The sequence below is a fragment of the Albimonas sp. genome (assembly GCF_055129145.1).
This window is the reverse complement of sequence record NZ_JBSRTQ010000174.1, coordinates 1-8069: the sequence shown is the minus strand read 5'-3', so window position 1 is coordinate 8069 and position 8069 is coordinate 1. Positions and strand designations below refer to the sequence as shown.

The window sequence follows — 8069 nt, the reverse complement described above, 5'->3', positions numbered from 1 at the left end:
GGGGTGGGCGGGCGGGAGGCGCGCCGGGGCGCGGCGCTGGCCGCAGGCCACGTGCAAGGACTCCCAAAATGAGCCTCGCCCCCGAACACGCCCCCACCATCGCGCGCGAGACCGCGCTCGCCCGGCTGGAGCCGCACGCCCCCGCCCTCCTCGTCGCCGTCCTCGCGCTCGCCGGTCTCGCCATGATCCCGGCGCTGTCCTCCTGGATCACCCTCACCGTCGCCGGCCTCGCCATGGGCATGATGATCTTCACCATCGCGTCGGGCATGACCCTGGTCTTCGGCCTGCTCGACGTGATCAATTTCGGCCATGGCGCCTTCATCTCGGTCGGGGCCTTCGTCGGCGTCTCCGCCCTCGCGGCCATCGGCGGCGGCGCTCCCGACGCCGCCCCTTCCGTCTTCTCCGACCTGACCGCCCTCGGCTTCGCCGCCATCGCCGCCATGGCCGCCACCGCCGTCATGGGCCTCGTCTTCGAACGGGTCATCGTCCGCCCGGTCTACGGCGCCCATCTCAAACAGATCCTCGTCACCATGGGCGGCCTGATCATCGTCCAGCAGCTGATCTTCGTGGTCTGGGGCCCCGATGAGATCCACGTCTCACGCCCCGAGACCCTCAAGGGCGCCTGGACCTTCGCCGGCGCCGCGGTCGAGAAATACCGGGTCATGGCCGTCGCCCTCGGCCTCGCGCTCTTCCTCGGTCTGCGCTGGCTGATGCGCCGCACGAAAATCGGCCTCCTGGTCCGCGCCGGCGTTGAAAACGGCGAGATGGTCGAGGCGCTCGGCTACGACATCCGCACCCTCTTCATCGCGGTCTTCATGGCGGGCTCGGCGCTGGCCGGCCTCGGCGGGATCATGTGGGGCCTCTACCAGGAGGTCATCACGGCCCATATGGGCGGCGACATCATGGTGATGGTGTTCATCGTGGTCATCATCGGCGGCCTCGGCTCGGTCGAGGGCTGCTTCATCGGCGCGCTGCTCATCGGCCTGCTCTACAACTACGTGGCCTTCCTCGCGCCCAAGGCGGCGCTGGTCTCCAATATCGGCCTGATGGTCGCGATCCTGATGTGGCGCCCGCAGGGCATGTTTCCGGTGGTTAAGGCCAAATGATTTTTCGATTGATTTCAGGGGACCGCCCCGGTTCGCCGATCCTGGCCGCGCTGCTGATCGCCATCTTCCTCGGCCTTGCCTTCGCGCCGTTCCTGTTCCCCGGGACCCGCTCGCTCGACACGGCGGCGCGGATCTGCGTGTTCATCGCGCTCGCCGCCTCCTACGACCTGCTGCTCGGCTATACCGGCATCGTCAGCTTCGCGCATGTGATGTTCTTCGGCATCGGCGCCTACGGGGTCGCCCTCTCCCTCGACGGGCTCGGCCGAGGCTTCGGCCAGATCGCGCTCGGCGCCGCCGGAGGGGCCGTCGCCGCCGCCGCGCTGGCCATCGTCATCGGCCTCTTCTCGCTTCGCGTCCGCGCCATCTTCTTCGCGATGATCACGCTGGCCGTCGCCTCCGCCTTCGCCGTCATGGTCTCCCAGTTCTCCGACATCACCGGAGGCGAGGACGGCTTCTCCTTCGCCGTCCCGCGCGAACTCACCCCCGCCTTCAAGATCGCCGACGGAAAGCTCTTCGGCGTGTCGCTCAACGGCAAGCTTCTGCTCTATTATTTCGTCTTCACGGGGTCGCTGATCCTCTTCCTCACCCTGCTCCGCGTTGTAAATTCCCCCTTCGGCCGGGTCCTCCAGGCGATCCGCGAGAACGATTTCCGCGCCGAGGCCATCGGATTCCGCGTCGTCCGCTACCGGATCGCCGCCACCTGCCTTTCCGCCGTCGCCGCGGCGCTCGCCGGTTCGCTCTTCGCGGTCTGGCTGCGCTATGCCGGCCCCGCCGCGGTGCTGAGCTTCGAGATCATGATCGATGTCCTTCTGATGGTGGTCATCGGCGGCATGGGCGCCATGTGGGGGGCGGTGATCGGCGCCACGCTCTTCGTCATCGCGCAGTCCTATCTGCGCGAGGTCATGGGCTTCGTCGCCGCCTCGACCGAGGGCATCCCCGTCCTCCCCGAGTTGTTCAACCCCGACCGATGGCTGCTCTGGCTGGGCGTCATCTTCGTGCTGTCGGTCTATTTCTTCCCGTCCGGCGTGGTCGGACGGTTGCGAGGCAAGACATGAAGACCGCGCTCGTCACCGGCGCCGCCCAGGGCATCGGGCTGGGCTGCACCCGTCGCCTGCTGGCCGAGGGCTGGAAGGTTGCGGCCCTTGATCTGAACCCGGAGGCGCTGGCCGCCCTGCCCGAGCACCCCGCCCTCCTCCCCCTTCAAGCCGACGTGGGCGATGAGACAGCCGTCTCAACGGCCTTCGAACGCCTTGCGCAATGGGCGCCCGAGGGCCTCGACCTTCTCTTCAACAACGCCGGCATCGCCGGGCCCCATGCCGGCCCCATCGAGGACCTGAGCCTCGCCGAATGGCGCCGCCGCCTCGACGCCAGCCTCACCGCGACGTTCCTGTGCACCCGCGCCGCCGTGCCGATGCTGCGCCCCCGCCGCGGCGCCATCGTCAACATGGCCTCCACCCGCGCCCTGCAATCCGAGCCGAATTCCGAGGCCTACGCCGCCGCCAAGGGCGGCATCACCGCCCTCACCCACGCGCTCGCCATCAGCCTCGGGCCCGAGATCCGGGTCAACGCCATCGCGCCGGGCTGGATCGAGACGACCCACCTCCAGCACGGCGCCGACCCCACCCCGCCCGAACACAACGCGACCGACCGCGACCAGCACCCCGCGGGCCGGGTCGGCACGGTGGACGACATCGCCGCAGCCCTCCTGTTCCTTGCGGGCGAGGGCGCGGGCTTCGTCACAGGGCAGACGCTCGTCATCGACGGCGGCATGACCCGCAAGATGATCTACGCCGACTGACCCCGCCCCTGCGCCCCGCGCAACCCCGCCCCCCGCGCCTCCCCCTTTCGCGACGCGCCGCGCGCGCGTATATGCGGGCCATGGAAACCGCCCCCCAGCCGCCGCTCCGCTTTCGCAAGATGCACGGGCTCGGCAACGACTTCGTGGTGATCGACGCGCGCGCCGGCGGCCCCGGCGTGACGCCGGAGCTCGCCCGCGCGCTGGGCGACCGGCATCGGGGCGTCGGCTTCGACCAGCTGGCCGAACTGCTTCCCCCCGCCCCCGGCGACGCCGCCGCCCTGCGCATCCGCTTCTGGAACGCCGACGGCTCCACCGCCGGGGCCTGCGGCAACGCCACCCGCTGCGTCGCCAGCCTCGCCATGGCCGAGACCGGGCGCGACGCGCTGATCCTGCGCACCGAATTCGGCCTGCTTCCCGCGGAACGCCGCGCCGACGGCCTGATCGAGGTCAACATGGGCGTCCCCGCCCTCGACTGGGCGCAGATCCCGCTCTCCGAGCCCGTGGACACCGAGACCCTGCCCCTCCCCGGCGCCCCCTCCGCCGTCTCCATGGGCAACCCGCATTGCGTGTTCTTCGTGCCCGACGCCAAGGTCGCGCCGCTGACCACCGACGGGCCCGTCTACGAACACCACCCGATGTTCCCCGAGCGCACCAACGTCGAATTCGCTGAAATCCTCGCCCCCGCCCATGGCCTGGATCGCATCCGCCTGCGGGTGTGGGAGCGTGGGGCCGGCGTCACCCTCGCCTGCGGGTCGGGCGCCTGCGCCACCGTCGTCGCCGCCGCCCGCCGGGGCCTGACCGGCCGGCGCGCCGAAGTGATCCTCGACGGCGGCTCGCTCTTCATCGACTGGCGCGACGACGGCGTGCGCATGGCGGGCCCGATCGCCGAGGTGTTCGAGGCCGAGCTTTCCCCCGCCTTCCTCGCCCGGGTGGAGGCCGCATGAACGCCCCGACCAAGCCCCCCGTGGCCGCCGCCGCGCCCGTCTTCGAGACCTTCGGCTGCCGCCTCAACGCCTATGAGACCGAGGCGATGAAGGAGCTCGCCGCCGCCGAGGGACTTTCGGACGCCGTCATCGTCAACACCTGCGCGGTCACCGCCGAGGCCGTCCGCCAGGCCCGCCAGCGCATCCGCAAACTGCACCGCGACAATCCGGGCGCCCGGATCATCGTCACCGGCTGCGCCGCCCAGACCGAGCCCGAGACCTTCGCCGCGATGCCTGAAGTCGACCTCGTGCTGGGCAACCTCGAAAAGATGCAGGCCCCCGCCTGGGCGCGCCTCGCCGCCGAGGCCCGCGCCGCCGAAGCCGCCGGCGCCCCCGGTTTCGGCGTCGCCTCCGAGCCGATCCGCGTCGACGACATCATGTCCGCCACCGAGACCGCCGGCCACCTGATCGACGGTTTCGGAACCCGCGCCCGCGCCTATGTGCAGGTCCAGAACGGCTGCGACCATCGCTGCACCTTCTGCATCATCCCCTTCGGCCGCGGAAACTCGCGTTCCGTGCCCGCCGGCGTGGTGGTCGAGCAGATCCGCCGCCTCGTCGGCCGCGGCTACAACGAAGTTGTGCTCACCGGCGTCGACCTCACCTCCTGGGGCGCGGACCTGCCCGGCCGCCCGCCGCTCGGCGACCTCGTGCAGCGCATCCTGCGCCTCGTCCCCGACCTGCCCCGCCTGCGGATCTCGTCCATCGACTCGATCGAGGCCGACCCGTCGCTGATCGCCGCCATCGCCTCCGAACCCCGCCTGATGCCCCACCTGCATCTTTCCTTGCAGGCCGGCGACGACATGATCCTCAAGCGCATGAAGCGCCGCCACCTGCGCGACGACGCCATCCGCTTCTGCGAGGACATGCGCAAGGCCCGCCCCGACCTCGTCTTCGGCGCCGACCTCATCGCCGGCTTCCCGACCGAAACCGAGGCGATGTTCGAGAACTCCCTGCGTCTGGTCGCGGACTGCGGCCTCACCTGGCTGCACGTCTTCCCCTACAGCCCCCGCAAGGGCACCCCCGCCGCCCGCATGCCGCAGGTCGCGAAGGCCGAGATCAAGGCCCGCGCCGCCCGCCTGCGCGCCGTGGGCGACGCCGCCCAGACCGCCTGGCTCGACGCCCGCATCGGCCGGACCGAACGCCTGGTGATGGAAACCGAGACCCGCGGCCGCGGCGAGACCTTCGCCGAGGTCGAACTCGCCGCTCCCCGGGTCCCCGGCGCCCTCGTCGAGGTCCGGATCACCGGCCGCGACGGCGCCCGCCTGCTGGCGGGCTAGCCCGCCTCAGTCGTCCGGATCGAACAGCCGCGACTGGGGGGGGCCGTCGTCCTCGTCGTCGGTCGGCATGTCGCCGGGGGGGACGTTGTCCAGAAGCCCCGCCTCGCGCAGCTCCTTCAACCCGGGCAGATCGCGGGCGTTCGACAGGCCGAAATGGTCCAGGAACGCCTCCGTCACCACGAAGGTCGCCGGCCGGCCCGGCGTTGTCCGCCGTCGCCCCAGCCGCACCCAGCCCCGCTCCATCAGCAGATCCAGCGTGCCGCGCGACACCGCCACGCCGCGGATGTCCTCGATCTCGGCGCGGGTCGCGGGCTGGTGATAGGCGATGATCGCCAGCGTCTCGATCGCCGCCCGGCTCAGCGGCCGCGTCTCCACCACCTCGCGCGCCAGAAGCCAGCCAAGGTCCGAGGCGGTGCGGAACGCCCACGCCCCGCCCACCTGCACCAACGCCACGCCGCGTCCGGAATAGCGCCGCCGCAAAAGCCCCATCACCCCGGCTACGTCGCAGCCATGGGGCAGCCGCTCCGCGATCTCGCCCACCGTCATCGGCTCGGCCGAGGCGAAGAGGATCGCTTCCACCATCCGCTCCTGCTCGCCCAGCGGCGGCGAGGGGAAAAGCGGCTCCGTCGCCGGGCGCTCAGGCCGATCCATCACGCGCCACCCGGCGGGAGCGGATGGAGATCTCGCCGAACACGCGCTCCTGCCGCATGTCCGCCTCGCCCCGGCGCACCAGCTCCAGCATCGCCACGAAGGTCGCGGCGGTGGCCGAGCGGCGGCGCTTGGGGTCGTCGCGCCATTCCGGGGGCAGGAAGGTCTGCAGCACGCGCCAGTCCAGCACCTCCCCGATCAGGCTGCGCAACCGCTCCAGCGCCGCTTCGGGCGTCATCATCGGCGCGCGGCGCAGGTGCAGGGGCTGGTAGTCGTCGCGGGTCTTGACCCGGGCGTAGGCGCGCAGGAGGTCGATCAGGCTCGCGTCATAGACCACGCGGCGCACCGTCTCCACGCGCTCGGGCGCGCCGCGGGCATGGAAATCGCGGCCGAGCTGGTCGCGCCCCATCAGCCGCGCGCCCGCCTCGCGCATCGCCTCCAGCCGCTCCAGCCGCCAGGCGAGCCGGGCGGCGAGGTCCTCGGCCGACGGGCCTTCGGCGGTGGGCTCAGGCGGCAGCAGCAGGCGGGATTTCAGATAGGCGAGCCAGGCGGCCATCACCAGGTAATCGGCGGCGAGCTCGATCCGCAGCCGCTTCGCCGCCTCCACGAACAGCAGGTATTGCTCGGCCAGCTGCAGGATCGAGACATGGCGCAGGTCGACCTTCTGGGTCCGCGCCAGCGTCAGCAGCAGGTCGAGCGGGCCCTCGAACCCGTCCACATCCACGACCAGCGCCTCGGCGGCCAGCCGCTCCTCCGTTCCCAGCGCGCCGGTGCGCCCGTCGGGAGCGTCGCGCCGGCGGCGGTCCTCGACGAAGGCGCGGGCCGGGGCGCGGGGGTCAGGCATGGGCGCCCGCCGCCAGCGGTGCGACCAGCTCCGCGTGGCGGGCGTCCGCCGCCTCCGCGTCGAAGGGCTCGGGCGCGCGGCGCGCTTCCAGCGCCGCCGCAGCCCGCTCCGCCGCCCGACCCGCGAGGCGAGGCGTGCCATCGAGCGCCCCCTCCATCTCCGCCCGGTCGCCGTTGCAGTGCAGGATCAGGTCGCAGCCCGCGGCGATGGAGGCCTCGGCCCGGTCCCGCATCGTGCCCGAGAGCGCGCCCATGGAAAGATCGTCGGTCATCAGGCAGCCGTCGAAGCCGATGTCGTCGCGGATCGCGGCGATGCCGGCGGGCGACAGCGTGGCGGGCCGGTCCGGGTCGATGGCGGTGTAGACCACATGCGCGGTCATCCCCAGCGCCTGGCCCGCCAGCGGCCGGAACGCGGCGAAATCGGTGGCGCGAAGATCATCGAGCGCCGCGTCGACCACCGGCAGCGCGAGATGGCTGTCCATGTCCGCCCGCCCATGCCCCGGCAGATGCTTTATCACCGGCAGCACGCCGCCGGAAAGCAGGGCCTCGGCGATCAGCCCGGCGCGGCGCGCCACCGTGGCCGCATCCCGCCCCAGCGCCCGGTCGGCGATGATCGCGTCGGTCCGGGCGAAGGCCACGTCGGCGATCGGCATGCAGTCGCCGTCGATGCCGGCCGCGTGCAGCTCATGCGCGATCAGCCGGAAACGCAGGGCCAGCGCCTCGTCCACCGCCTCGGGGGAAAGCGCCGCCTCGAGCCGCGGCGGCCACGGCCATTCGCGCCAGTGCGGCGCGCGCAGCCGGGCGACGCGCCCCCCCTCCTGATCAACGAAGACCGGGGCGTTGCGGCCCACGCAGGCGCGCAGGTCCTCGGTCAGCGCCCGCAGCTGATCGGGGTTCGTCACATTGCGGGCGAAGAGGATGAAGCCCCAGGGGTCGGCATCGGCGAAGAAGGCGCGCTCGGAAGCGGTCAGCTCGGGGCCGGCATGTCCCAGAATGATGGCGCGGGGCGCGACCACCTCAGCGGACCTTCGCCACGATGCAGGCGTCGCCGCGGGCTTTCAGCGCGGCGCAGAGGTCTTGGGCCCGCTGCCGGTCCGTCATCGGCCCGACCCGCAGACGGAACAGCGTCCGCCCCCCGGATTCGACGGTGGTGATGGTGTGGCCGTAGGCGCCGAGCAGGTCCTCGTTGCGCCGCGCCTGGCGCGCCCACTGGCTTTCGGCGATCTGGTCGGTGTTGAACGCGCCGAGCTGGATGACCACGTCGCCGGTCTCGATCGACGCGGCCGGCGCGGCGGCGGCGGCGGGCCCGGCGGCGGAAGCCGGGATCGCGGCGACGGCGGCCGTCCGCGTCCCAGGGGCCGGCGCGCGCGGGCGGGCCGGCGCCATCGGCATCGCGGATGGCGCGCGCGTGCTG

9 protein-coding genes are annotated in these 8069 nt (G+C 72.2%); 5 read left to right on the top strand and 4 right to left on the bottom strand.

All coding sequences use genetic code 11. The features are described from left to right. The first annotated feature begins 68 nt into the window (after positions 1-68). From ACTB72_RS18975 to mtaB, 5 genes are all read left to right on the top strand, one after another. Positions 69-1106, top strand: coding sequence for a branched-chain amino acid ABC transporter permease (locus tag ACTB72_RS18975; protein ID WP_463038579.1), 1038 nt, complete (start codon positions 69-71; stop codon positions 1104-1106). Further along, positions 1103-2161 (top strand): branched-chain amino acid ABC transporter permease, encoded by a 1059-nt coding sequence (locus ACTB72_RS18970; RefSeq protein WP_463038578.1) that lies wholly within the window; start codon positions 1103-1105, stop codon positions 2159-2161. Before ACTB72_RS18975 ends, ACTB72_RS18970 begins: the two co-directional genes overlap by 4 nt. Beyond that, the gene (locus tag ACTB72_RS18965) at positions 2158-2904 is read left to right on the top strand and encodes an SDR family oxidoreductase (protein WP_463038577.1); all 747 of its coding nucleotides are present in this window, start codon (positions 2158-2160) and stop codon (positions 2902-2904) included. Before ACTB72_RS18970 ends, ACTB72_RS18965 begins: the two co-directional genes overlap by 4 nt. An 80-nt stretch (positions 2905-2984) precedes the next feature. Next, positions 2985-3848 carry a diaminopimelate epimerase gene (dapF, locus tag ACTB72_RS18960; RefSeq protein WP_463038576.1) on the top strand — a complete coding sequence of 288 codons (864 nt, stop codon included), beginning with the start codon at positions 2985-2987 and terminating at the stop codon, positions 3846-3848. Further along, positions 3845-5164 (top strand): tRNA (N(6)-L-threonylcarbamoyladenosine(37)-C(2))-methylthiotransferase MtaB, encoded by a 1320-nt coding sequence (gene mtaB / locus ACTB72_RS18955; protein WP_463038575.1) that lies wholly within the window; start codon positions 3845-3847, stop codon positions 5162-5164. The genes dapF and mtaB overlap by 4 nt, the downstream gene beginning before the upstream one ends. 6 nt (positions 5165-5170) lie before the next feature. Here mtaB and scpB read toward each other — a convergent pair whose 3' ends face one another. The 4 genes from scpB to ACTB72_RS18935 form a co-directional block, all read right to left on the bottom strand. Beyond that, the gene (gene scpB / locus ACTB72_RS18950) at positions 5171-5815 is read right to left on the bottom strand and encodes an SMC-Scp complex subunit ScpB (RefSeq protein ID WP_463038574.1); all 645 of its coding nucleotides are present in this window, start codon (positions 5813-5815) and stop codon (positions 5171-5173) included. Further along, positions 5802-6656 (bottom strand): segregation and condensation protein A, encoded by an 855-nt coding sequence (locus tag ACTB72_RS18945; protein ID WP_463038573.1) that lies wholly within the window; start codon positions 6654-6656, stop codon positions 5802-5804. The genes scpB and ACTB72_RS18945 overlap by 14 nt, the downstream gene beginning before the upstream one ends. Further along, positions 6649-7671, bottom strand: a complete 1023-nt coding sequence (locus tag ACTB72_RS18940) for a glycoside hydrolase family 3 N-terminal domain-containing protein (protein ID WP_463038572.1) — start codon at positions 7669-7671, stop codon at positions 6649-6651. The genes ACTB72_RS18945 and ACTB72_RS18940 overlap by 8 nt, the downstream gene beginning before the upstream one ends. 1 nt (position 7672) lies before the next feature. After that, on the bottom strand, positions 7673-8069 hold a 397-nt coding region (locus ACTB72_RS18935), incomplete at its 5' end, for an SPOR domain-containing protein (RefSeq protein ID WP_463038571.1).

Bases quoted from the DNA above. Each gene is read 5' to 3' on its own strand.
- ACTB72_RS18975 (WP_463038579.1), top strand. From the start codon at position 69: ATGAGCCTCGCCCCCGAACACGCCCCCACCATCGCGCGCGAGACCGCG.
- ACTB72_RS18970 (WP_463038578.1), top strand. From the start codon at position 1,103: ATGATTTTTCGATTGATTTCAGGGGACCGCCCCGGTTCGCCGATCCTG.
- ACTB72_RS18945 (WP_463038573.1), bottom strand. From the start codon at position 6,656: ATGCCTGACCCCCGCGCCCCGGCCCGCGCCTTCGTCGAGGACCGCCGC.
- dapF (WP_463038576.1), top strand. From the start codon at position 2,985: ATGGAAACCGCCCCCCAGCCGCCGCTCCGCTTTCGCAAGATGCACGGG.
- scpB (WP_463038574.1), bottom strand. From the start codon at position 5,815: ATGGATCGGCCTGAGCGCCCGGCGACGGAGCCGCTTTTCCCCTCGCCG.
- mtaB (WP_463038575.1), top strand. From the start codon at position 3,845: ATGAACGCCCCGACCAAGCCCCCCGTGGCCGCCGCCGCGCCCGTCTTC.
- ACTB72_RS18965 (WP_463038577.1), top strand. From the start codon at position 2,158: ATGAAGACCGCGCTCGTCACCGGCGCCGCCCAGGGCATCGGGCTGGGC.